Here is a 22,291-nt window from a genome sequence, read left to right as displayed (position 1 = left end):
GCTTCAGGTGGATATTCGTCAATCGATGCCGTAAGCGCGGCGCAGCAGCGCGTAACGCGAGACCGGCGCGGCCTGCGCGCCCAGACCCTGCGCGAGGTGGTGGCCGGCGATCGGGCAATCACTCATGAAGTGATCCGCGTCGGCCGCGCGGATGCGCGTCACCACCGGGCGCCCGATCTTGACCGCATCGTCGTAGAATTCCGTCTTCACGCCATAGGTCCCGTCATGCCCCGAACAACGTTCTATCACCTCGATCGTGGTCCCCGGCACCATCATCAGGAGATCGCGGGTCTTCAGACCGATGTTCTGCACGCGCTGATGGCACGGGACATGATAGGCGATCTTGCCGAGCGGGTTGGGAAAATCCGTCCTCATGCGTCCGGCCTTGTGGCGCAGGAGCAGGTACTCGAAGGGATCGAACATGGCCTTTTGGACCTTGGCCACCGCCTCGTCGTCGGGAAAGAGGAGCGGGAGCTCCTGTTTGAACATGAGCACGCACGACGGTACGGGAGCAACGATATCGTAGCCCTCGTCAACCAGTGCGGCAAGCCCCGGGACATTGGCCTCCTTCAAGGCGGCGACGCCATCGAGGTCGCCCACCTCGAGCTTCGGCATGCCGCAACAGCGCTCGGAGGCATAGAGGCGCACAGCGATGCCGTTATGCTCCAGCACGCGCGCGAGATCGCGGGCAAGGTCAGGTTCGTTATAGTTGCCAAAGCATGTCGCGAACACGATCACCCGCCCCCGGGTCTCGGGGGTCGGTTCGGGGGTCAGGGGCGCGGATTGCCAGCTCTTATGGAAGGTGCGGCTGTGATAGGCCGGCAGCCGCGCGCGCGCGTCCACGCCGAGCGCGGACTGCAAAAGGGCGCGCGATACACCGTTGCGGTTGGCGGCGTTGACCACCTGCGTGACGACCGGGATGCCCGCGAGCCTCCCGACCGCATCGGTGCTGGTCAGGACACGATCGCGCAGGCGCGTCTTGCCGGCGCGGAACTTCGCGGCCTTGGCGCGCAGCATGAGGTGCGGAAAATCCACGTTCCAGGGATGCGGCGGCACATACGGGCATTTCGTCATATAGCACATGTCGCACAGATAGCACTGATCCACGACCTTCGCGTAATCGGCATGGTCGACGCCCTTGATCTCCATGTCCGCGGAGTTGTCTATGAGATCAAAGAGCGTGGGGAACGCCTGACACAGGTTGAAGCACCGGCGGCACCCATGACAGATATCAAAAACCCGGGTCAATTCGGCATCGAGGGCGGCGGGGTCGGTAAAGAGCGCATCGCGCCAGGCAATGGGATGGCGCGTCGGGGCCTCAAGATTCCCCTCACGATTGACCACGGCCTTGTCCGTTTCTTTTTCCATCTCCCCCTCCCCTCCCGGAAAGAAGACGGGCCGACAGTGCCGGCCCGCTTCGCGTATGGCGTATTTTAAGGACCTATTTACCGAGGCCGTCGAGCGCCTTTTGGAACCGGTTGGCGTGCGAGCGCTCAGCCTTGGCGAGCGTCTCGAACCAGTCGGCGATCTCGTCGAATCCCTCGCTGCGCGCGGTCTTGGCCATACCCGGATACATGTCCGTGTACTCGTGGGTCTCGCCGGCAATGGCCGCCTTCAGGTTGTTCGCGGTGCTGCCGATCGGCAGATCAGTGGCCGGATCGCCGACCGCCTCCATGTACTCGAGATGGCCGTGGGCATGGCCGGTTTCCCCTTCCGCGGTGGAACGAAACACCGCCGATACGTCATTGTAGCCCTCCACGTCGGCCTTGGCGGCGAAATAGAGATAGCGGCGGTTGGCCTGCGACTCGCCGGCGAACGCGGCCTTGAGATTATCGTGGGTTTTGGTACCTTTCAGGTTCATCGTCGTGCTCCGTGTGGGTGTGGATTTAGAATTAGTCTAAATTACGCCAGGCGCCCGGTCAAGGGTCGGCCGGTCCGATGATCAGGACTGGCTAAGTACGCCAAGTTGACTACTATGATAACCATCTCGATATGATATCGGGCAAGGTCGAATCTGTATCCATGGCGACAGTCCATCCGATGGCAAATGACGGCGTGTTATTGACAGGGCTTGCGGCGCGCCTCGTGCGCGACCGCCTGTTGACACCGGCCGAGGCCGAACGCCTGAATGCCGAATCACTGACTAACAAGGTCTCCTTCGTGACACGGCTCGTCGAGAGCAAGAAGCTCGACGCCCTGACCATCGCCAAGGTCGCCTCCGAGGAGTTTGGCATCCCGCTGCTTGACATCAGCGCCTTCGACAGCGAGACCTTTCCGATCAAGCTCGTCGACGCCAAACTCATAAGGCGCCACCGCGTACTGCCGATCTTCAAGCGCGGAAATCGCCTGTTCGTGGCCGTGGCCGACCCCACCAATCTGACGGCCTTAGACGAGATCAAGTTCAACACAGGGCTGCTCCCGGAACCCCTGCTCGTCGAAGAGGGCAAGCTCGGGCAGCTCATAGACCGCAATCTCAGCGACACCGGCGATTCACTGGCCGACATGGCGGTGAGCGAATCCCTGGAAGGCATCGACACGACCGGAGACAGCGCCGAACCCGCCGATGCCGCCGCCGAAAGCGACATCAATGACAAGCCCATCGTCCGCTTCGTCAACAAGATCCTGCTCGACGCCATCAACCGCGGGGCCTCGGACATCCACATAGAGCCCTACGAGCGGACTTACCGGGTGCGATTCCGGACCGACGGCGTCTTGCAGGAGGTTGCCGCCCCGCCGATCGCGCTCGCGGCGCGTATCGCCGCGCGCGTCAAGATCCTGGCGCGGCTCGACATCTCCGAGCGGCGCATTCCCCAGGACGGGCGCATGAAGATCCGCGTATCCAAGACGCGCGCGATCGATTTCCGGGTCAGCACCCTGCCGACTCTGTTTGGCGAAAAGGTCGTGATGCGTCTGCTCGATCCGGCATCGGCCTCGCTTGGTGTCGACAAACTCGGGTTCGAGTCCGATCAGAAGGCCATCTACCTGGAGGCGATCGAGCGGCCCTATGGCATGGTCCTCGTCACCGGACCGACCGGCAGCGGCAAGACCGTGACCCTGTATACCGCGCTCAACATCCTGAACACCCCGGATCGCAACATTTCGACCGCCGAAGACCCGGTCGAGATCAATCTTGCCGGCATCAACCAGGTCAACATCAACGAACGCGCCAAACTGACCTTCGCCACCGCGCTGCGCGCCTTTCTGCGCCAGGACCCCGACATCATCATGGTCGGCGAGATCCGTGATCTCGAGACCGCGGAGATCGCGATCAAGGCCGCGCAGACCGGACATATGGTGATCTCGACTTTGCATACCAACGACGCGCCCCAGACCCTGGGGCGGCTCGTAAACATGGGCGTGCCCCCCTTCAATATCGCCTCGGCGGTCAATCTCATCATCGCCCAGCGCCTGGCGCGGCGACTGTGCGTGCACTGTCGCAAGCCCCTGGAACTCCCGGAAGCGGTCCTGCGCCGCGCGGGCTTTCGCGCGGAAGACATCCCCGACCTGAAGATCTTCGGCCCGGGGGGCTGCGATCAATGCAACGGCGGCTACAAGGGCCGCGTCGGCATCTATCAGGTCATGCCGGTAAGTCCGGCGATCGGGCAGATCATCATGAACGGCGGCAACGCCAACGACATCGCCGAGCAGGCGCAAAAGGACGGGGTCTCGGACCTGCGTCAATCGGGCCTGAAAAAGGTGCGTGAAGGCATCACGAGCCTCGAGGAAGTGGAGCGCGTGACCAATGAATGACAACACACGACGGCCGCTCATGACCCCGGCATGGCCCACCGGACACAGGGGATCGCCCGCGCGCGTACATCCAGGTCATGCGCGGTAACGATTCATGGACATCCTCCCCCTGAAGATCAGGGGACTTCTAGCCTCGCGACCGCGATTCCCGCTTCACGGAGACTAGCCCATGCGGCCTTACAGCAATACAGGAAGTGCGGTGTCTCCACACGCCGGTCCGGCGGTTAAAATGTTGCGCGCCGCATGCGCGTCCCGATCACGGGCGGTGCGACGCCCATGAATGGCACCCCGTTCGCCTCCGACCCCGTCGCAGGCTATCTGTTCGTGGCCATCACGGGCGCTGTCATCGGAAGCTTTCTCAGCATGCTCGTCTATCGCCTGCCGATCATGCTGAAACGCGAGTGGGAACGCGACTGTCGCGAGGCCCTGGCGCTGCCGGCGACCGATATCGCCGAGACCTTCAATATCGCCTGGCCCGCGTCCCACTGTCCGCAGTGTCGCGCGCCCCTCAAGATCCGGGACAACATCCCGCTCTTTGGGTACCTGCTGCTGCGTGGGCGCTGCCGCCATTGCCGGGCCCCCATCCCGCGCCAATACATCCTGATAGAGGCGCTGACGACGCTGGCCGCCATCGCCTCGGTCGCGCACTTTGGGATGACACCACGCGGCGGGTTCGCCTTTGCGCTCACCGCCGCGCTCATCGCGTTGACCTTCATCGACATGCGCGAGCAGATCCTGCCCGACACCATCACCCTGCCGTTCCTCTGGCTCGGGCTGCTCGTCAATCGCGCCGGCCTTTATGCATCGCTCGACTCGGCGGTCATGGGCGCCGCCGGTGCCTATGTGTTTCTCTGGCTGGTCTTTCATGTGTTCCGTCTGATCACCGGCAAGGAAGGCATGGGCCGCGGCGACTTCAAGCTGTTTGCCCTCGGCGGGGCGTGGCTTGGCTGGCCGATGCTGCCGCTCGTGCTGCTGTTCGCCTCCCTGACCGGTGCCCTCTACGGGGGGGCGCTGATCGCAAGCGGCCGCCAGACACGCGCGACCCCCATGCCCTTCGGTCCGTTTCTGTGCGCCGCCATCTGGCTTGCCCTCTTCTATGGCTGGCCGCTCACCACCCTGTATCTGCGCAGCGCCCATGGCTAGCTATCGTGTCGCCCTGACCGGCGGCGCGGGCGCCGGCAAGTCGGCCGCCGCGCAGGTCTTCGCCGAATGCGGCGCCGTGGTCGTAGATGCCGACCAGATCGCCCATGAACTCCTGGAACCGGGGCAAGCCTGCAATGCCGCCGTACGCACGGCCTTTGATGACGACCATATCGCCGACAGCGAGGGACGCATCGTGCGCCCGCGACTGCGTGAGCGCGTGTTCTCCGACCCCCGCGCACGCAAGACCCTGGAGGCCATCCTGCATCCCCCCATCCAGGAACTCATGAGGCACCGATCCGAGGGCGCGCGGCCCTATGCCGTGCTCGTGATCCCGCTGCTTGCCGAGACCGGGCGCCCCCCTTGGATCGACCGCGTCCTGGTCATCGACGCCGAACCCCCGGACCAGCGGCGCAGGCTGCAGGAGCGGGGGCTCGATGCGATCAGCATAGAGCGGCTGCTGGCCATCCAGGCATCACCCGCCGTACGGCGCGCGCTCGCCGACGATATCCTCGAAAACACCGGATCGCTGCGGGCCTTGGCGGAGGGTGTGCGTACCCTCCACGCGCGCTATCGGACACAGGCGACGCCCTGAGCCGTCCCGGAACCCGTCAGGCGATGGCAATCACACACTCCAGTCGCGAGAGCATGCGCACGATCGCGGTCCGGCGCGCGGGTTCAGCCTGGAAGCGGAGGGTAATGTCCATGGTCCCCGAGTCGGGGGCGGCCGGGGGGATCTGAATCGCATCGATAGACAGGCCGCGCGTCGAGAAAATCGCCGAAATGACATGCAGCGTCCCGGGCTGGTTGACTACGCGCAGGCGCAGCTCGTGACGCTCAACACCGTCGTTCAAATCCTCGTCCATGTCTTGATCTTCTCCTGCACGCGCGCCGCTGCCGACAAAAACAGCTGGCGCTCGCCATCCGTCATGGCGAGCGGATAGGCCGATTCCCAGCCCTTGGTATTGACGATGATTGGCACGCCGATGGAGGTGTGCACACCCTCGAACTCGCCACGCAACTGCACCTGCGCGGCGACCACACTGTCGCGGCCACCGACAATGGTGCAGACGAGATCGACCGTCGCGTTCGCGGTGGCGACGTCGGTCTTGGCCCCGGAAAAAAGCGTCAGGAAGGGCCCGATCACGACCCGGACATCCGGGGCCAGGGTATCGAAGAGGGCAAAGGCCTCGCGTATGCGGCCCTCCCGGGCGATCTGGATGATCTGCGTGCGTGCCGCATCGACCGAATCGGGATAGTCCGTGCTGACACGACCGCCACGCACGGCATGAATCGCCCGGCGCGTCTCACTATCGGAAAACCCCTGAACGATGACACTGCTCCACAAGGGCACCAGGCCGTCGCCGTGCTCGCCTATCGCCATGGCGCGCACCGCCTGCCGGGAGACATTGATGGACCGCGCCACCTCGCGCCGAAAACGCAGGCTGTCCTGATAGGCCCCTATGCCGATGACCCGCTTACGGTCATAGCGCGCCGAGAAGATGTCCACGAGAAGCTCCACCGGATTCGTGACCACGACCACGATCTCATGTCCGTGGCCATAACGGCACAGGGCGTCGGCATATCGGATGGCGAGCGCGCGATTGGCGATCGCCAGGTCGTCACGGCTCGGCATCGCCGCCGTCCGGTCCTGATCGGAGTGGATGGTCTCGCCGGCCGCCATGATGACGATGTCGGCCACCACGTCCTCCGGCTCCAGGGCCACATCGAGCAGCGGACAGTTTTCGGAAAAGGCGTCTTTCAGGTCTTGGCGAAAGCCGTAAAGCGCCACGGCGCTGCGCCCATCACTTCGGCCCACGAACTGCAACCGGTCCGTGGGGCCAAGGAGCCTCTCCATGATGATGCGTACGGCAATCTGCCGCCCTATGGAGCCGTTTGCGCCTATGATCGCGATATCCATGTCGCCGTCCCGTTGTCCCCGCCTCATCAGGGCGCGCCGTCACCGCCCCCACCGGCTTTATGATACGCCCCCGCATGGGTATCGGCAGGCGTCCGCCGCTGCTCGGTCGGGTGCGATCGCCTTCTTAAGGAGACTGATCGAGCAGCCCGCGAATGCGCGCCGCGACCTTGGTGGCCTCGAGAAACACCATGCCAAGATTGACGGTTTGCCGCGCCGCCACCGCAAGGACACCATCGTCACCGGCCTGAACGAGCAGCATCGTGCCATGTTCGCCCTCGATCATGACGCGCTTCAGTCGCCCGCGGTGTACCTCCTGCGCGGCCCGCTCGGCGAGCGCCAGAAGCGAGGCACACATGGCGGCATAACGGTCGGTGTCGATATGCGGATCGAGCATCGACGCGAGCATGAGCCCGTCGCCGGATATGACGGCCGATGCCTCGATATCGGCGGACAGGGCGTTTAGGCCCCGCAGCGCAGATCTCAGCTGACTTGCCCGATTTAACGGGGACTCCTGCACCACTTGCGCCCACATGACAGCCTCCTTGGTGATCGATTGGACAGGGGTTCTACGCCGGTGCGTGGTGGCGTCCTTACACGACCGACTCGATATCCGGCAGCGCCGTACGCGCCTTCATGATCGCCATCCCCAGATTGGCGGAACGACGGCACACGAAAACGACCACATGATCGGTATGCGTCTTGCCCCTAAGAAAGAGATGCAGGAGGTTATCGCTCGTAATGATCATCTCCTGGAAATAATGATAGCCGCCGTCAGCCGGGAGGCCGCGGGCCTTTTTGAAGAGATTTTCTATGGTCACCACGTTGGTCCCCTGAAATAGATCCGACGTGGCCGCCGAGAGCAGCTCCAGGACCTCCTGAGGATGCGAATCCACGGTCCGGATACCCAGCAGCATGCCGGTGCTCAAATCCACGTAGCCCGCTGCCACGCACTCCGGGATCGACACAATGGCCTTCTGAAGGTGGCCTTCGAGATCGGACATATCGCTACCTCTCCTGTGGGGAATGATCGGGAATCGAAGCCGAGCGGCGGGTGACCGACACCGCAAACTCCTCAAGGAATCGCGCCTGCGACTCCGACTGGATCCAGCGCGCCTCGATACGCCGCGCGCCCTCCACGGCATCGAGGGCGCTTGCGCCCTTCCATATGAGATAGGCGGCGAGCACGGTCCCGGTTCTGCCAAGGCCGGCCCGGCAGTGCACGGCGATGACATCGCCGCAGGCCAGGAGCCGATCGAGCGCCCGGCAGATCTCGCAGGCCTGGCCCACCGTGGGGGGCTCCCTATCCGGTATCGGGAACCACAGCGCGCGCAGCTCATGGGCATCCAACACCGCGGCCTCGATCGGTGTCTCGGTCAATGACACAAGCACCGTGACACCGACGCGACGCAAGGCGCGCAGGTCGTGGTCAATGTCGAAAAACACCCCGGGCTGAGGCGTGCCCGCGAGCCGATCCTTGTACAACCACAGGAAACCACGCGGGCCGCGGCCGGGCCCGGCTTGGCCCTGGCGCGCCTGCGGTATCGCGGCCGGCGAGGGGGCCGCCGGGTCCAGGTCGTCCGGCGACGTGCCGGGCGCGGGCATGGCGCACGTCCCGGTTCGCACATAGGCCTGCCCGGCGTCGGTCAGCGGCGTGGCAAAAAAGGCCTGCGTGGCGCCGGCCTCCTGGACGATACCTCCGGCCAATAACACCACCCGATCCGCCAGAAAGCGCGCATGGCGCTGATTGTGGAGGGCCACGAGCACCGCGCGTCGCCGCGCCTCCTCCTTGAGAAAGGCCAATAGACGCACCGCGTCATCCCAGTCGAGGCCGGTGGTCGGTTCATCTGCAAAAAGCACGCGCGGGTCACTGTTCAGTACCCGCAGCACCGCCAGCATCCGCTGCAAGACCAGCGGCAGACCGGCGGCCGGCTCGTGCAAGCGGTCCGCGAGTTCCGCAAGCCCCGACTGGTAAAGACCCTCCCGGGCCCACGCGCACTGCTCCTCGCGGGTCATCCGCGCGCGCGACGCCAAGCCGTGCACGAGGTTGTCGAGCACGCTGGCGGTGATCATGCGCACGCTCTGGGATACCAGGGCCGGCCTTCCCGCCGCGCCCACCGCCACGCCCGCAAGACGCGCCTCACCCCAGATACGCAGGGAGGGGTTGGCATCGTTGAATCCCGCAAGCGTCCTTTGAAGCGTCGACTTACCGGTGCCGGCGGGACCCAAAAGCGCGGTCGCGCCCGTTTTCGGCAATACCATATCCACGGAACTTAAGACCACGCGCTCACCAAACGCGACCCCGTAGCCTCGCAAGTCGAGGGCCTGGTCATGCGGGTCGGCGTTGCCGGATGCCGCGATCATCGCCGCAAGCTCGGATCAAGCATCGCGAGCAGAACCTTGAGAAGCGTCGCAATGTCCTCGCGTGATCGCGCATCCACCGTGAGGATCGGGATGCGCAGGCCGTGCGCCAAGGCCCACGCCTGATAGGCGGCAATGGAAGGCCGCGGCTGCATGTCCGTGCGCGTGACACCGACGACCACCGCCGTCCCGGTGATCACACCCTTGAAGGCGTCCAGATAAAAGCGCAGGTCCGCAAGGGGGTCGGGGCGCGCATTATCCATGAGCAGGACAAGGCCCAGGCTCCCCGTGGCCAGGATGTCCCACATGAAACGAAACCGCTCCTGACCGGGGGTCCCGTAGAGGTGCAGTTTGCGCCCCCCGTCCAGCATGATGAGGCCGTAATCCATGGCTACCGTGGTGCGGTCCTTGCGCATCGCCACGGCATCGGTGGCGCGCGCCTCGGTAGCCACCACCGGAATGTCGCTGATGGCGCCTATGGCGGTGGTCTTCCCGGCGCCGACCGGCCCGGCGAACATGATCTTGTGTTCAGCGTCCGCCATCTAGCGCCCCGCCAGCCGCTGCAGAATCAGCCCGAAAACACCGCGCCTAGCATGGGGACGCAGCACCGGGGCCTCCGGTTCACGATTCAGGAGGCGCGTGAGACCCGCGCAGTGTGCCGCCGAATACAGCCGATAGATGTCCGGCGCATCGATGGCGAGCACGCGGCTTGCGAGAAGAATGGAAGTCGGATGGCGGCTCAAGAGCGCCGCCAGCCGGATGGCCGGCTCGGCGCCCGGCAGGCGCGTGACGTTCGGCCAGCGCACGAACTCCACGACATCGTAATGGTAACAGCCCCTCACGAGCCGGCCTTGCGAGGCATGATAGGCGGCCTGCCATAACAACTCCGCGACATCGTGGCGACCGCCGTCCCGGTCGTCTACGGACACCACCTCGACCCGAAAATACGAGGCCGGGAGCGTACAAAACGTCGCCATATCATAAATGTCGGCGGTGAATGTCCCTTCGCCCCCGAACACCGTGAGGGCACCGTCCCCGTCGAGCGCGACCTCGATCGTCTGCCGGTTGGCGACCGCGCGCTGGATATGGTGGAGGACGTAGTCCTCGGGATGGAAATGCGACGTCTCGCGACGCGCGTCGCCACCCGCGTCGGCACCATGTACCGGATCCATAGCCCCCCCGATAGACCTCGCGCCCCGCGACCATTGCCGCTCCCGGGTCACGACCGCCTCATCTCTTCGGATACGTCACAGCAAGGAACATGCCACCGGCTCCGGGCCCGCCATGGGCCTCCCCGCGCCCTGCCCGGGGCGCGGGCGCGCGTAATACGCCCCGCCCCTGAGCCTTTCAGCGCACGCATATCCGGCTTTGGTGCAGGGCCGCATGCCGCCCAAGGCCGGCGGCCATGCCTCGGGGTCGCAACTGGGCCTTGCGGCGCGGGTCGTGACGCGACGGGATGAGGCCGACCCAGGTCCTGGTGGTCGAGAACGATGCGACTCTCTGTCGGATAATCGACACTGCGCGAACGATTCGCGACAGGGCGGAGGTGGGATCGGGCGGTTATCGGCGACGGGTCGTGCGCCCGTCGCCCCGATAGGCCGCCGCCGGCAGGGCATAGCGCTTCAGCTTCTGATGGATCGCGCGGCGCGTGATCCCCATCTCGCGCGCCATGGCCGTCACATTGCCATGGTGGCGCTCGAGCGCATCCTGAAGCACGCGGGTCTCGACGGTCTGGGTCGCCCGGCGTCTGGCCGCATGCAGCGTTCCGCCGGCACCTGGCGCCTGCGCGTGAAAGACGGCGATACCGCTCCCGTCACGCAGATCGACATCGTCGATCACGCGGCCGGGGGTGAACAAAAACACCCGCTCCAGAACGTTTTCGAGTTCGCGGACGTTGCCGGGCCACCCATGGCCCATCACCTGTCCCCAGGCGCGATCACTCAAGGACTTTGCCGGGCCGCCATGACGTTGTGCCAGCGTCGCGAGCAGGTGATGAACGAGACCGGCCACATCCTCCGGGCGCTCCCTAAGCGGCGGGATGCAGACCGGTACGACGTTCAAACGGTAATAAAGATCTCCACGGAATTGGCCGGCGGCGACCAGCGATTCGAGCGGTCGATTGGCGGCCGCCACCACGCGCACGTCGACATGGCGCACCTGCTCGCCACCGACCCGCTCGAACTCGCCTTCCTGTAAGACACGCAGCAGATTGGCCTGTGAGAACAACGGCAGGCTGTCGATCTCGTCCAAGAACAACGTCCCGCGATCGGCACGCTCGAACAGGCCACGATGAAGGCTGTGGGCCCCCGTAAAGGCCCCCTTTTCATGGCCAAACAGCGTCGTCTCTATGAGATTGGCAGGAACGGCGCCGCAGTTGACAGCCAGAAACGGACCGGCGCTGCGCGAGCTCAAGGCATGGATGGCGCGGGCTATGATCTCCTTGCCGACCCCGGTCTCCCCGCTTATGAGGACGCCGGCGCGCGTCGGCGCCACCTGCTCCACGGTCCTCAGGATCTCGCGCATGGCGCGGGATTCGGCCACGATCACCGGCCGGTACTGCGCGCCAGGCCCGCGTCCGGAAGGGCACAGGGCGCGCGCCATCTTATCGGCAACACGCACACTGATATCCGCCAGGGCCTGCCGCGAAACGACCGTCCCGCCTTCGCTCACATACTCGTCGCCCGCCTGCCCCTTGGCCGCTTCGCGATCGGTATAGATGCAGACCTCGCAATGATCGTCGCGTAAAGCGATGCGCCGCTTCAGCTCGACCTTCGCATAGCCGAAATTGCGCGCGGCGATGCCGCCGAAGACCGAGGCCGTGGTGCGGCACAACTCCGGGGCATCCCGTACGCGCGCACCGAACGGACAGCGGTGGTTCACGACGTGCACGACCCCCTCCCCCTCGGCGCCCGACACGGCCTCGAACTCGCCGCCGATCGCGTTTTTGATGTACACGATGAGCCGCTCATAGTGTTCGCGATCGATCCTTTCGGGCAGATTCATCTGCTGGCGCGCGTAGAGTTCGAGACAGCTGCTGGCCGTAAGCCCGAGATATTCGATGGCGTCGTGGCGTGGGGCGCCGGAGGCCAGACCGGAGAGCTTGACGCTTTGCGTTACGAACATCTGCAGAAACGACAGCGGACTCAAGTCCGCGAGCGGGTCCTTGTTCGTCATGGCTTGGATCCTCGGGCATCAGCCCCGCGCGCGGCGCAAGGCTAGGCCGGGTGCCGGACGATGGCCCAGTATAGGGCGATCAAACCGGGATCGAAAGCGCGCCTAGCGGTGCCGGCAGGACGTGCCGCACGCCGGGCAGGGCCCCGAACGGGATGACTCGAGCAGACGTGCCGCGTCCTCGCGACCATGGGCCATGCGGCCCTGTATGGCGGGCGCCGCCGATACCACCGGTCGTAACGGGCCTTGACAATGCGGGCAGCACGGCCGGGGCGCGCTGATCCGATGACAGATCGTGAGAGGGTTGTCGCATCGCAGGCAGCGATAATCATAGGTGGGTGCCATGGCCGCTCCAGAAATCCCTGAGAAAATCGAAGAGGGAGCAGGGGCGCCGCCAGGGCGCCCCTGCAGGGCCTAGGCCCAGCGCGGGGGTTGGCGACCTTTCAGCCCGAAGTCCGCGGGGGTCACATCGGTCCCCTCGCGTCCGCTCTTGTCGCGACGCGGGGCACGCAGGCGCCGGGTCTCGACCTCCCAGATCCAACCGCTGATCGTCACGTCTTTGGGGATCAGCGGGTGCGCGCGGAAGGCATCGATGGTCTTGAGGCACGTGTCGTCCACGTCATCCATCATGCCGATCCATTTGGCGAACGCGCCCTTCGCCAAGGTGAGCTCCGGCAAGGTCGGGTCGAGGGTCAACGCATCGGGGTCCACGCCCCGTTCGCGCAGGGTCTTCTCGAGGTCGCGCGCGTTGGCCGACAGCATCCCGCACTGCGTATGCTGAACGATCACGATCTCGCGGGTCCCGAAGAACTGGCAGGTCAGCATGGCCGAGCGGATGGCGTCGTCGGTCACGATCCCGCCGGCATTGCGGAAGCAGTGGGCATCGCCGCCGCCGGCGGGCGTGTCGACATGGATGCCGAGTGCCTCGTCGACGGGGAGGCGCTCATCCATGCACGCCAGCACCCACAGCCGGCGATTGTTGGGGCCGTCAGCCCCATAGCGGCGCCGCTTGGCCCATGTGCCATAGGCGGCGACGCGCGCCGTCAATTCCTCGTTCAATGTTGTCATGTCATGATACTCCTTGTGTTGGGAAGGATAAGATGTCGAGCCCCTCAAAAAACCCGGACCGCCGGGTACCGAGACCTTAGGGCAAGGACCATGCCGGGCCGGGGCCCTGGAAAATGCAGGCCCTGGCGGCGCCTCGTGAGAAGCGGCGCTACCCCATTCCCGAAGGCGTGGCGGTTATAGGCGGATGACAATGGCCAATTCGGTTGAGAAGCGGCGGTTCTCAGAGGGAAGAGCGCCGTCGCACGGGCGGGGTGTTCCGCTCCGCACCGAGACATTCACGATCTCGGGGCGCTCCGATCTCGCCCGATGGTCGCCGGCGATCAGGGCCGGTACAATCGCGAGGCACGAAATACAGGGATCTGGCGCCAACACCCAGGCCGTATGAGCGCACACCAGAGGTTCGTATCGATGAGTGATCGGGAAGCAAGCGACGCCGGGCCAAGGCGACCGGAGGCGAGGCCGCCCATCCGACTCCTGGCCGAGAGTGAACTCGCGACAATCCTGCCGCTGATCCAGATACTGAACCCGGATGTGCCGCCGGCCACGCTTGCCATGCGATTGCAGGCCATGCGCAAGGAGGGTTATCGCTGCGCCGGGGCGTTCTTTGGCGAGCGCTGCATCGCCATCGCCGGCCTGTGGTTCGGGACGCGCTTTTGGTGCGGACGCTATGTCGACATCGACAACGTGATCGTCGAGGAATCATGGCGCCACCGGGGTATCGGGCAGGCGCTCATTGCCTGGATCGAGGATTACGCACGGCGGCAGGGCTGCGAGAAGGCCGTCCTCGACGCCTACGTGACCAACGAGGGGGCGCACCGCTTCTATATGGGCCGCGGTTACCGCATCGTCGGCTTCCACTTCGATCGGAATCTGAAACGACCCGGCGACCAGGACCGCACCGACGTCCCGCGCTAGTCGACGGGGGAGACCGGGCGGCGACGCTCCTTCACCACGCCCCGGGCGTGCTTGCCCTCGAGGCGGCGACGACGCGACGCCAGGCTCGGGCGGGTCGCGATCCGCCGCTCCGGGACCTCGAGGGCCCGGCTTATCCAGTGGACCAGGCGCTCGCGGGCCTCGCGGCGGTTGCGCTCGCGGGTCCGGAAGGTGTGCGCGCGAATCACAAGGTATCCCTCATGCGTGATACGTCCGCGCGCAAGACGCCGCAGGCGCTCCCGCGCATCGGGCGGCAGCGCCGTGCAGCCTGCGACATGAAAACGCAATTGCACGGCGGTAGCGACCTTGTTCACATTCTGCCCGCCGGGCCCCGGCGAACGAATGAATCGCTCCTCGATGTCATTCTCGGAAAGCGAGATATGGGGGGTGATGGCAATCATGTCCGCCACGATACGCGCCACGGCCCACCCCTTCAACAAGGACGGCCGCGCACGGCGGTAGTGAGCCGTCCCGGGGATCGGATCGGCCGCAGACGAAGAACGATTGGGCCCGAGACCTCGCCGCCCCGCGATCGTCGCCCGATCGGTCTGCGGGGTGCGCCGTTCCATCAGACCTATCCAAGCCTGTTCAGACGTATCTCAACCGGTTGAGTGCTGATTTCCTGCTTCAGCGAGGCCGGTTCACTCCGGTCTTGCGACCGGAGCCAGCGCCTTCCTCCATTGCCGGCCGCATGGCCGGCATTGCCGGCCGCATGGCCGGCATTGCCGGCCGCATGGCCGGTCCACAGGCTGACACGGCGGAACTCGCCGCGTATGTGGCAAGGTTTCTTGCCGCATTCAGGTCCCGGTCGTGGCTTGCACCACAGTCCGGGCACATCCATTGCCGTAGGGACAACGGCATGTCTTTTTGCACCGATCCGCAGTCCGAGCCGGTCTTGCGGCTCGGAAACCAGCGGTCGGCCACCACGCGACCAGTCCACCTCGACGCTCGGCCTTGTATGCCAGTTGTCGCCGGAACTCGAAGAAGCCCATGTCGGCCATGGAACGGGCCAGAGGGCGGTTCGCCATCATGCCGCGCCCATTCAAGTCCTCGATGCCGATGGTAGGAAACCGCCTGGTAACCTCTGACGTGAGCTTGTGCAGGGCATCCGCCCGGATGTTGGCGATGCGGGCGTGGAACCGGGACAGTTCAGCCCTGGCCTTTTTCGTATTCTCCGATACCGGCAACCGCACGCCTTTCGGAATGGGCGCGTTGGCCACCAACCCCAGTTTCCCCTTGGCGGCTTTGTGTTTGCGCGACAGGCTGCGGGATAGGCGCTTTAGGCGCTTTAGGCGCTTGAGCAACGCCTTGTGCGGTTTGGGACCGACGACCTTCTCTCCCGTCGAGAACGTTGCCAATGCCGACACCCCCAGATCCACTCCCGTCGCACCTTGGTTTTCAGTGCGGCGCTTGGGTGAATCTTCGGTGTCTGCGGTGAGACTAACAAACCAGCGGTCGGCCACACGGGAGACCGTGGCCGACAGGAGCTTGCCCGTAAAGCGCAACGACTCCCGCATCCGCACCCACCCAAGGTTGGGGATGCGCATGCGGCTGTGGTTCGTCGTTTCTGATATTTTGTTTATACTGCTCGCCATGACGGTGTTCCTACCGGCCTGCCGCCCACCCAGCCCTGCGGAGGTCGTACTCGCCTGGGAGAGCGGCCGGTCCCTGTCCTCTTACCTACTGACCCACGCCGAGACGCAGCAGATCGACATCGTCGACGACCAGGGCGGTCCATCCGGTTCAGGTCCCGGTGTCGGCGCTAAGGCTGCTCGCGGACGTCCTGACCGAGATCGGCGAGGACAACGCGGTCACCATCATCCCGATCCATGCCGAGCTCACGACGCAGGAACCCGCCGACGTGCTCAATGTCTCCGGACCGATCCTGGTTCAACTGCTGGAACGCGGCGAGATCCCGTTCCACAAGATCGGCACCCACCGCCGCGTCCGCTACCAGGACGTCATCGCGTACAAGGAGCGCATCGGCGCCGAGCGCCACAAGGCCCTCGACTTTTCCTGCGGAGAACCAGTACTCGACGAATGGCTCAAACGTCGGGCGATGACCAATCAGCAAAGCGGTGCCAACCGCACCTTCATGGTCGTTGATCAGGACGACTACGTTCATGGGTACTACGCGATGGCCGCGGGGGCGGTCGCACACCATCTGGCTACCGGCGCGGTTCGCCGCAACATGCAAGACCCCGTTCCGGTCCTGGTGCTGGCCCGGCTGGCCGTCGACACCCGCGCTCAGGGGCACAAACTCGGCGGAGCCATGCTTCAGGATGCCGTGCAACGGGCGGTGATGGTCTCACAGAACGCCGGCGTCCGGGCGTTGCTCGTGCATGCCATTCACGATCGCGCCAAACAGTTCTACGAGCACTACGGCTTCCAGGGCTCGCCGACCGAGCCGTTCACGCTGATGCTACGGTTGGACAACGTCTAGCCATGACGGGTGCGGGTTCGATTTCCGGTTCGGGAATCGAACCCACATCGGAAAGCAGACGCGGTTGAAAGGCCATTCCGGTAACCAGTCCACCCGAAGAATCGCTCGACCATCTGCCGATCCCAGCGCGCCAACCCCTCGCTTTTCGCAGCAGCCAGCAGGATCTATCAACTTGCCGGAACGCTGGTAACATGTCTTTTCAACGCGGTTTGGTGCAGGCTGCCGCCCCACCACCAATATAACCTAAAACGGCAGTTGACCGCTCCCAGCCCTCCCTATCCGGGCACCAATAAGGCGGCCGGATAGGTTCGTCCTCGGAGGAATTTGGCGAACGCGCGCTTCAAAATGAGGGCGAGGCGCTCGATGTCGGTCAACTGCTCCGCAGTCGACTTCAGGATACTCAAGAAGGCCGCCAGACGGGTCAACACCGCTTGAATCGTCGCCTGTTTCGCATGTTGCCTGGTAATCGTGAGCGTCGTCTGGCCGCCGTGTTGAGTCTTCGTGGCTACCCCGTGGAGTAAGAGCGGTCGACTGGTAATCGCTTCGCGATGCTTGTGGGGATTGGCGAGCCGCACAAAAAGATTCCACCAGCAGGGACGAAAAACCATTTCCTGCATGCTTACCGGAAGGACACGGCCACATCCGGATTGTGCCAGGCGATCATCGCCTTGATGCCACCCCATGACACCTATATCGAGACCCACTTAGGCGGCGAGGCGATCATGAAGCGCAAGCCCCCGGCACGACGCAACATCGGCATCGACCACCATGAGGGGGCGCTGGCGCAGTTTCAGTGCGATTACCCGGTAGAGTTGGTGCACGGCTGTGCCCATCCATTCCTGGCAGACTTCCCTGCGCCAGTTCGGCCAGTCTCCGGCCTGCCGGATGTACTTGTAATCGCCGCTGTTCATGCGGAGATTATGGGCGGTATTCTCCGCATTGGCAAGTTATTCACCGCATAAAATACGGCGATGAAGGCACCATTCGCCGCATGGGCATGGAAGATGAGGGGGACACGCCGCACGCCTCAGGAATGGGTGTCAATGCTTGTGTTTTTGGATGTGCCGGCGTGCCCTCGTAACTTCGCGCCTTTATTGAATTGCGCCATCCAGGCTGGCGCGATTTCGTTTTCTGCGCCATAATTGCGCCACGCAACCAGCGAATCGCGCCACACACCCCATGGCCACTCCAGAAGAACTGCTGAAAAGCATCCAATCCGTCCCGGAGGGGCTCTCCATCGCCGCCATCCTGAGCCGGCATCCAGGGCTAGCGCGCCGGACAGCCCAGCGTTGGATCAACGAACTGGTGGCGGAGGGCCGTGTCAAGCCCTTGGGTGCAGGGCGGGCACGTCGCTACGCAGTTGCGCCTACGCCTCTGACACCCTCGGCCACGGGCGAGGAGGCTTTTCCCCAGCACATCCCGCTTTCGGTCAACAGTCGGGACATCCTCGCCTATATCGACCAGCCGCTCACGGCACGCAGGCCGGTGGGCTACCAGCGCGATTTTCTGGATGCCTACCAACCCAACCGCACTTGGTATCTGCCGGAACCGCTGCGGCGACAGCTGCGCAAGATGGGTGATACCGGCCAATTGATGCTGCCGGCCGGGACCTATGGTCGCGCCGTCCTGAACCGCCTCTTGATCGATCTGTCCTGGGCGTCCAGCCACCTGGAAGGCAATACGTACACCCGGCTCGACACCCGGGAGCTGATCGAGCACGGCCGGGCCGCACAGGGCAAGGCCGCCCTCGAAACGCAGATGATCCTGAACCACAAGGCCGCCATCGAACTCCTGGTCGAAAACGCCGACACGGCCGGATTCAACCGGTTCACGCTGCTTAACCTGCACAGTGCTCTTTCGGAAAACCTCCTGCCCAATCCCGCCGACGAGGGCCGCCTGCGACAGCATGGGGTGGAGATCGGCAAGAGTGTCTATCGTCCGCTGGCCGTGCCAGCCCAGATCGAAGAATTGCTCGACCTCCTGCTGGACAAGGCGAACCACATCGAGGACCCCTTCGAACAGTCCTTTTTCGTCATGGTCCACTTGCCTTATCTGCAACCCTTCGCCGACGTCAACAAACGCACCTCGCGGCTCGCGGCAAACTTGCCGCTAATCCGCGCCAATCTCTGCCCGCTGACCTTTCTCGACGTGCCAGAACAGGCGTACAGCCGTGCCGTGCTCGGGGTCTACGAGATGACAAGGGTGGAACTGCTGCGCGACCTGTATGTCTGGGCCTACGAGCGCTCGACCCAGGAATATCTCGCCATCAAGCAGGATCTCGCCGAGCCCGACCCGCTACGGCTGGCCTGGCGCGAGGTGATCAAGCGGTCGGTCCGCGAAGTCGTCCGGCAACCCGAGCGTGCGCCGCTCGAGGTCATCGAGGAATGCCTGTCGGGGCACGGCCTCGGCGCCGACCGGAACAACGTCAGGGCCCTGGTGATCGAGGAACTCCGGCGGCTGCACGAGGGCGTGCTGGCGCGTTACGGACTGCGTCCATCCGAGTTCAGCGAATGGCAGTCGCGCCCGCGGCGGGTGTGAGTCCGTCCCTGCATTTGCCCCCCGAAAGGTCGCGGTAGGGATGCCGATTACTCGGCACCCCCCGCACAGATCCGGACAGGCGCTGCTAACGCATCCGGCTCCTACCTTGAGTATTTGGCGTCAAAGCGTTTATAAGGGTAAGGATGGTCGCGGTAGGGATGCCGATTACTCGGCACCCCCCGCACAGATCCGGACAGGCGCTGCTAACGCATCCGGCTCCTACCTTGAGTATTTGGCGTCAAAGCGTTTATAAGGGTAAGGATGCACGATGGTAGCTTTGGGTATCCAGTGATCGGCGATCTTCCCGAAACGTTCCCAATTCAGTCGCTTGCGTTGACTGCGCCGACAGAGTGCCCGGTACCAGCGAGCCCGTACCTCGTAGCAGAAGAGGCTCAGTGCGTCACCATTCAAGGGGACACCATAATAATTCAGATGACCTTGAACGACGCTGCGAAGCCAAAAGCCCGTGGCGCGGATCGGGTGGTGCAGGCGCTTTTTCAGCTCTTGGCTTAGCGCCTTGAGTTTTGCCTGTAGGCGATCTCTGCGTGTTTTGCGGTGAATCAAGAACCGTCCCTGACGGCTCACCCCGCAGATATGCGTAAAGCCCAGGAAGTTGAAGGTCTCGGGTTTGCCGAGGCCCCGCTTCCTGTTCTGCTCATGGGCGAACCGACCGAAACGGATCAGCCGGGTCTTGTCGGGGTGGACTGCCAGACCGAATTCCTGAAAACGGACTTCCATCTCGCGCCGGAAGCGACTGGCGTCATCCGGGTTTTGAAACCCTACGACGACATCATCGGCATACCGTACCACCACGATCATTCCCCGGGCGTGGCGCTTGCGCCATTGCTGCACCCAGAGATCAAAGACGTAGTGCAGATAAACATTAGCCATGAGAGGCGAGACGACCGCCCCTTGCGGGGTGCCGATCGTGCCCAAGACTCGGTGGCCATGTTCATCCAACACGCCGGCCTTCAACCACTGGCGCAGAAGGCGCAAGAGACGCCTATCCTGGATACGGTGTTGCAGGAATCGGAGCAGCCATCCGTGTTTGACAGTGTCAAAGAATTTTCGAATGTCCATGTCCAATATCCAGTTCACCGGCTTACGTTCGATCCCTACGATCAGGGCATCGAGCGCGTCGTGCGGGCCCCGACCGGGACGAAACCCATAAGAGAACCCCAGGAAGTCGGTTTCATAGATGGCATTGAGAACCGTCACCACCGCCTGCTGGACGATCTTGTCTTCCAGGCAGAGGATGTTCAACGGTCGCTCGCTGCCGTCTTCCTTGGGGATCAGGACCCGCCGCGCCGGTTGCGGGCGGTAGGTCCCGTCTTGCACCCTGTGGTGAAGCCGTTCCAGGTTGACTCTTATCTGTGTTTCGTACTCCGTCCACGTGACCCCATCCGCCCCGGCCGCCGCTTGGTGGGACAGGACCCGAAAGCTCTGCTCCAACAGGTCGACGGTCAGGTGGTGCATGAGGCTCGTGAACTGTCGGGCCTTATCTCTTTTTGCCGCATTGCGCACAGCCAGCAGACGTGACGTAGTGCTACTCCGGTTCTGAGCCCGGGCACCGGCATCGTGTTGGCTGTTCCTCTTGGTCAAGGTCCTTCCCTCCACCCATTCCGCCTCAGGTTTCGCTGTCTTGTTCATAGGTTTCCTCGGTACTACGACCTTGTCCGACTCCCCCACCGTCCGACACGGCGTATCCCCACCGGGGTTCCCGTGTCGCTCTGTGCGACCACAAACTCTTCGCCCCGAGGCCGACGGGGGCCTCCCAGGTTCCGTACACTGAACGTCTCCGCATGCTGAGGGTCTCCGACCCCGCGGGGTGTGGGATCCGACTCGCCTTGTCGCTGGGTCCCACCGTGGCCTTCCGCTTCGCTTAACAGCGTCGGCACCCCGAGTTGATGTATTTCGTGGCTCAATACCTCGCCTACGGACTCCCCGACTAACACTTCACGTCCCTGGTTACCCAGGACCGCGCATAGCTTGGGGCCGGAGTGGGCGGCTCACCCTTACTCCGTGCGGGACTTGCACCCGCTATTCAGTGCCAGCTTGGCCTGGCGTACTAAGCGCTCCACCCTGGTTACCCAGGACCGCGCATAGCTTGGGGCCGGAGTGGGCGGCTCACCCTTACTCCGTGCGGGACTTGCACCCGCTATTCAGTGCCAGCTTGGCCTGGCGTACTAAGCGCTCCATAAACCCCACCCTGCCGCGGTTCCCCTGACCCCGTTACGCTTCCCGCCCATCACAGTGATGGAGGAGGAACGCATGACCACGACCCGACGATCGGCGGCATCGACTGGATCACGGCCTTGAAGAGCGCCTCCATACGCGCCCTGGTGGAGGACAAGACCATCCAGCCCGACCTCTCATTGCCGGCCGCACATTGTAGACATCGTGGCCTATGGCCGGTCGATGAACGGAATCTGGCCGAGATCACCCACCCCGACTATCCCGGGGAGCGGCTCGTGGCCTGCCGCAATCCCGAGCTTGCGAAGCTCAGGCGCCATAAGCGCGAGGAGTGCTCCGTGCCACCGAGGAGGTGCTACGCACGATCCAGGCCCGCATAGAAGCCGGCCGTCTGAAGGGGCAGGACAAGATCGGCGTGGCGGTCGGGCGCATCGTAAATCGCTATAAGATGGCCAAGCACTTCACCCTCACGATCACCGACACAAGCCTCACCTTTGTCCGTAAGGACGACGCCATCGCCGCCGAGGCGGCGCTCGATGGGCCCTATATCATCCGCACCTCGGTCCCATCCGAGCGGTTGGATGCGGCCTGCTGCGTGCGCCATTACAAATCCTTGTCTCAGGTCGAACGCGCCTTTCGGCATTGCCGGCCGTGGACAACCCCCTCTGTGTGGGGCATGGCTGGTCAATGAAGACCGTAGACCTCAAAGTTCGTCCCATCCATCACCGTTTGAGCGATCGGGTCAGGGCCCCGTCATTCACCCCCCCAAGTCCTTG

Annotated in this window: 24 protein-coding genes and 2 pseudogenes; 9 read left to right on the top strand and 17 right to left on the bottom strand. The window is 64.1% G+C overall.

Annotation, left to right across the window (positions count from 1 at the left end; all coding sequences use genetic code 11):
• Positions 1-18: 18 nt before the first annotated feature.
• Together C4901_RS03615 and C4901_RS03610 are read right to left on the bottom strand one after the other, a co-directional pair.
• Complete coding sequence (locus tag C4901_RS03615; RefSeq protein WP_110136174.1) at positions 19-1,368, bottom strand: heterodisulfide reductase-related iron-sulfur binding cluster; 1,350 nt, start codon at positions 1,366-1,368, stop codon at positions 19-21.
• Positions 1,369-1,441: 73 nt separating this feature from the next.
• Complete coding sequence (locus C4901_RS03610; RefSeq protein WP_110136173.1) at positions 1,442-1,861, bottom strand: rubrerythrin family protein; 420 nt, start codon at positions 1,859-1,861, stop codon at positions 1,442-1,444.
• A 179-nt stretch (positions 1,862-2,040) separates the two neighbouring features.
• Between C4901_RS03610 and pilB the strand changes: the two genes are divergently transcribed.
• The 3 genes from pilB to coaE all read left to right on the top strand — a co-directional run bounded on the left by pilB (position 2,041) and on the right by coaE (position 5,485).
• On the top strand, positions 2,041-3,750 hold the full coding sequence (gene pilB, locus C4901_RS03605) for a type IV-A pilus assembly ATPase PilB (RefSeq protein ID WP_205736164.1): 1,710 nt from the start codon (positions 2,041-2,043) through the stop codon (positions 3,748-3,750).
• A 243-nt stretch (positions 3,751-3,993) separates the two neighbouring features.
• On the top strand, positions 3,994-4,893 hold the full coding sequence (locus C4901_RS03600) for an A24 family peptidase (RefSeq protein ID WP_205736163.1): 900 nt from the start codon (positions 3,994-3,996) through the stop codon (positions 4,891-4,893).
• Complete coding sequence (coaE, locus tag C4901_RS03595; protein WP_110136171.1) at positions 4,886-5,485, top strand: dephospho-CoA kinase; 600 nt, start codon at positions 4,886-4,888, stop codon at positions 5,483-5,485. The genes C4901_RS03600 and coaE overlap by 8 nt, the downstream gene beginning before the upstream one ends.
• Before the next feature lie 16 nt (positions 5,486-5,501).
• On the opposite strand, the gene C4901_RS03590 is transcribed toward coaE, so the two are convergent.
• The 10 genes from C4901_RS03590 to C4901_RS03545 all read right to left on the bottom strand — a co-directional run bounded on the left by C4901_RS03590 (position 5,502) and on the right by C4901_RS03545 (position 13,408).
• A complete protein-coding gene (locus tag C4901_RS03590; RefSeq protein ID WP_110136170.1) occupies positions 5,502-5,756 on the bottom strand; it encodes a hypothetical protein in 255 nt (84 codons plus the stop codon).
• Positions 5,741-6,811, bottom strand: a complete 1,071-nt coding sequence (locus C4901_RS03585) for a malate dehydrogenase (protein ID WP_110136169.1) — start codon at positions 6,809-6,811, stop codon at positions 5,741-5,743. The genes C4901_RS03590 and C4901_RS03585 overlap by 16 nt, the downstream gene beginning before the upstream one ends.
• A gap of 124 nt (positions 6,812-6,935) precedes the next feature.
• Positions 6,936-7,343, bottom strand: a complete 408-nt coding sequence (locus C4901_RS03580; protein WP_110136168.1) for a roadblock/LC7 domain-containing protein — start codon at positions 7,341-7,343, stop codon at positions 6,936-6,938.
• Positions 7,344-7,401: 58 nt separating this feature from the next.
• Entirely contained in the window at positions 7,402-7,812 is a 411-nt protein-coding gene (locus tag C4901_RS03575; RefSeq protein WP_065968819.1) for a hypothetical protein, read from the bottom strand.
• Positions 7,813-7,816: 4 nt separating this feature from the next.
• Entirely contained in the window at positions 7,817-9,172 is a 1,356-nt protein-coding gene (locus C4901_RS03570) for an ATP-binding cassette domain-containing protein (RefSeq protein ID WP_110136167.1), read from the bottom strand.
• A complete protein-coding gene (locus C4901_RS03565) occupies positions 9,169-9,711 on the bottom strand; it encodes an ATP/GTP-binding protein (RefSeq protein ID WP_110136166.1) in 543 nt (180 codons plus the stop codon). The genes C4901_RS03570 and C4901_RS03565 overlap by 4 nt, the downstream gene beginning before the upstream one ends.
• Positions 9,712-10,341, bottom strand: coding sequence for a hypothetical protein (locus tag C4901_RS03560; protein ID WP_110136165.1), 630 nt, complete (start codon positions 10,339-10,341; stop codon positions 9,712-9,714).
• 388 nt (positions 10,342-10,729) lie between these two features.
• Positions 10,730-12,343 (bottom strand): sigma 54-interacting transcriptional regulator, encoded by a 1,614-nt coding sequence (locus C4901_RS03555; RefSeq protein ID WP_205736162.1) that lies wholly within the window; start codon positions 12,341-12,343, stop codon positions 10,730-10,732.
• 102 nt (positions 12,344-12,445) lie between these two features.
• The gene (locus C4901_RS19105; RefSeq protein ID WP_110136164.1) at positions 12,446-12,685 is read right to left on the bottom strand and encodes an FmdB family zinc ribbon protein; all 240 of its coding nucleotides are present in this window, start codon (positions 12,683-12,685) and stop codon (positions 12,446-12,448) included.
• Between the two features lie 69 nt (positions 12,686-12,754).
• Positions 12,755-13,408, bottom strand: a complete 654-nt coding sequence (locus C4901_RS03545; protein WP_110136163.1) for a carbonic anhydrase — start codon at positions 13,406-13,408, stop codon at positions 12,755-12,757.
• Positions 13,409-13,816: 408 nt separating this feature from the next.
• On the opposite strand from C4901_RS03545, the gene C4901_RS03540 reads away from it, so the two are divergent.
• The gene (locus tag C4901_RS03540) at positions 13,817-14,323 is read left to right on the top strand and encodes a GNAT family N-acetyltransferase (protein ID WP_110138503.1); all 507 of its coding nucleotides are present in this window, start codon (positions 13,817-13,819) and stop codon (positions 14,321-14,323) included.
• Here the strand turns inward: C4901_RS03540 and arfB are convergent.
• Entirely contained in the window at positions 14,320-14,910 is a 591-nt protein-coding gene (gene arfB / locus C4901_RS03535) for an alternative ribosome rescue aminoacyl-tRNA hydrolase ArfB (protein WP_205736161.1), read from the bottom strand. The two genes, C4901_RS03540 and arfB, sit on opposite strands and share 4 nt — an antisense overlap.
• A 5-nt stretch (positions 14,911-14,915) precedes the next feature.
• Positions 14,916-15,894, bottom strand: a pseudogene (locus C4901_RS03530) (RNA-guided endonuclease InsQ/TnpB family protein); the annotation flags it as partial.
• Positions 15,895-16,094: 200 nt separating this feature from the next.
• Between C4901_RS03530 and C4901_RS19100 the strand changes: the two are divergent.
• Together C4901_RS19100 and C4901_RS18405 are read left to right on the top strand one after the other, a co-directional pair.
• Positions 16,095-16,262: pseudogene (locus C4901_RS19100) on the top strand (DNA-binding protein); the annotation flags it as partial.
• Between the two features lie 42 nt (positions 16,263-16,304).
• Positions 16,305-16,784 (top strand): GNAT family N-acetyltransferase, encoded by a 480-nt coding sequence (locus C4901_RS18405; RefSeq protein ID WP_370445961.1) that lies wholly within the window; start codon positions 16,305-16,307, stop codon positions 16,782-16,784.
• A gap of 275 nt (positions 16,785-17,059) precedes the next feature.
• Here C4901_RS18405 and C4901_RS03520 read toward each other — a convergent pair whose 3' ends face one another.
• Both C4901_RS03520 and C4901_RS17495 read right to left on the bottom strand, forming a co-directional pair.
• Positions 17,060-17,392, bottom strand: coding sequence for a hypothetical protein (locus C4901_RS03520; protein WP_168185526.1), 333 nt, complete (start codon positions 17,390-17,392; stop codon positions 17,060-17,062).
• A gap of 96 nt (positions 17,393-17,488) precedes the next feature.
• Positions 17,489-17,695 (bottom strand): hypothetical protein, encoded by a 207-nt coding sequence (locus C4901_RS17495; RefSeq protein WP_168185525.1) that lies wholly within the window; start codon positions 17,693-17,695, stop codon positions 17,489-17,491.
• Positions 17,696-17,963: 268 nt separating this feature from the next.
• Here C4901_RS17495 and C4901_RS03510 point away from each other — a divergent pair, with 268 nt between their 5' ends.
• Positions 17,964-19,322 carry a Fic family protein gene (locus tag C4901_RS03510; protein ID WP_110136161.1) on the top strand — a complete coding sequence of 453 codons (1,359 nt, stop codon included), beginning with the start codon at positions 17,964-17,966 and terminating at the stop codon, positions 19,320-19,322.
• A 219-nt stretch (positions 19,323-19,541) separates the two neighbouring features.
• Here C4901_RS03510 and ltrA read toward each other — a convergent pair whose 3' ends face one another.
• On the bottom strand, positions 19,542-20,924 hold the full coding sequence (gene ltrA, locus C4901_RS03505) for a group II intron reverse transcriptase/maturase (protein WP_205735957.1): 1,383 nt from the start codon (positions 20,922-20,924) through the stop codon (positions 19,542-19,544).
• Positions 20,925-21,637: 713 nt separating this feature from the next.
• Here ltrA and C4901_RS17490 point away from each other — a divergent pair.
• Positions 21,638-21,895 (top strand): hypothetical protein, encoded by a 258-nt coding sequence (locus tag C4901_RS17490; protein ID WP_168185524.1) that lies wholly within the window; start codon positions 21,638-21,640, stop codon positions 21,893-21,895.
• Entirely contained in the window at positions 21,847-22,206 is a 360-nt protein-coding gene (locus C4901_RS03500) for a hypothetical protein (protein WP_110136159.1), read from the top strand. The genes C4901_RS17490 and C4901_RS03500 overlap by 49 nt, the downstream gene beginning before the upstream one ends.
• Positions 22,207-22,291: the final 85 nt, after the last annotated feature.

Origin of the sequence: Acidiferrobacter sp. SPIII_3 (assembly GCF_003184265.1) — a bacterium.
Taxonomy (GTDB): Bacteria; Pseudomonadota; Gammaproteobacteria; order Acidiferrobacterales; family Acidiferrobacteraceae; genus Acidiferrobacter.
The sequence above is the reverse complement of the archived record's forward strand: the minus strand, read 5'-3'. Positions and strand labels throughout refer to the sequence as shown.